Source organism: Staphylococcus sp. HMSC65H10 (assembly GCF_001839185.1).
GTDB classification, from domain to species: Bacteria; Bacillota; Bacilli; order Staphylococcales; family Staphylococcaceae; genus Staphylococcus; species Staphylococcus simulans.
The window spans coordinates 1-1,668 of record NZ_KV840381.1 but is presented as its reverse complement, the minus strand read 5'-3'; the positions used below and the strand labels follow the sequence as shown (position 1 = coordinate 1,668).

Annotated in this window: 1 pseudogene; it reads left to right on the top strand. The window is 35.8% G+C overall.

Going from position 1 to position 1,668, the window contains the following annotated elements:
* A pseudogene (locus HMPREF3270_RS13970) lies at positions 1 to 1,666 on the top strand (tail fiber domain-containing protein); the annotation flags it as partial.
* Positions 1,667 to 1,668 lie beyond the last annotated feature (2 nt).

The window sequence follows — 1,668 nt, the reverse complement described above, 5'->3', positions numbered from 1 at the left end:
AGAAAAAGGCAACAAAGCTACGGACTGGACGCCCGCACCGGAAGATGTCAAAGCAGATATTGATAAAGCAAAAGCAGAAACTGATAAAACGCTTAGTGTTATGCAAACACAGATTAATCAGAATGGTACTGACATTAACGCTAGAGCAACAAAAGAGGAATTTAACGCAAGCAGAAAAACACTGTCAAAAGTAGTCAGTGATTTAACTGTTAATACAACAACAGGTCTGACATTGTCATATGATGAAAATGGCAATATTCAATCACATACTGTTGGCCCCGATGGCATTATGTTGAAGGGTGACCGTGTCAACATCAATGTGAATAAAGACTTCCAAGTGTTAGCTGGTAACGTAAATAATAAAGTCGGTAAAGATGAAATCATTAATCGTTTAAACTTATCACCAGAAGGTTTAGACATCAATGTAAATAACTTAGGTATACGTGGCGGGGACACTACAAATTATTTATCAATCAAGAATCAAGAAATATTATCCCGTGGTACATTCACAAGGACATGGGGTGGCGTAACTGATACACCTAGTGCAGAAATTGGAATTAAAGATGGATATATTCTTTCCAGAAATAAAAAAACAGGATATAACCTTTATATGACTGAAAAAGGACTATCCACAATGATGTCCGGCGGCGTCGGTTCTGAACAAGCCGGTGCATTAGAATTTCATTACGATTTATTTAATGATAATTCACGTGGTGTGCGCCTTTCGTCTACTTATGGAGTTGTATTCCTGCACTCTGAAAATAGTCGTATCTATACTCGATCCAGATATACAACAAACATTGAAACTTGGGAAGCATCTGTATATATTCGACCTCAAGTTTATTCTCGTCCAGGTACTAACGAATTCAGTTTTTACCTCAAAGATAACGACAATGCTAAAGATACGGATGGTACATTGCTATTCGGTGAAATCTATGACGATAAAGGTCAAGCAGGTTCAGGACTAAGGTTTAAAAAAGCGGGTTTTTCTGGACAAACTGAAGGGGAATATGAACCTGTCGTATACGCTACAGATAAATTTGGAAATATTGGAACAGGTAGTTTTCACGCAAGAAACTTTTATGGAGATTTTCAATCCAGAAGTGGATATTTATATCTTAAAGCAAATAACCGAGTTCGTATAACAGACTACAAAGGTTATAACAACGGTAATCCAACATATGGTGATTTACAGTGCAGGTGGATACAATCTGAAAGTATCCGTACAACAAGCACTAATTTTTATATCGGTACATCAACAGGTGAAGTAAGAGTTACTAACAACTTGCTTTATAACGGCGGTAATATTGGTTATAAGCCTATTAGAGCTGAAGCATTCTATAACTCATCTTTAGTGGATTACAAAAAAGATATAAAAAAATGGGATTATGACGCATTAAATGTTATTGCTAATGAATTGCAGCTTTACCAATATAAATACAAGAAAAATAGTATAGAGGAGCTCAACACTGATGAATACAATCATCATGGTTTAATTATCGGCGACGGTTACCAAACACCGCCTGAATTCATCCATAAAGACGGTGTAAATCTTTATGAAATGGTTTCATGGTCACTTCGAGCAATACAGCAATTAAATGACATTACAAATGAACAAAGTGAAAAAATCAAACAATTGGAGGAACAAATAAATGAATCAAAATAACC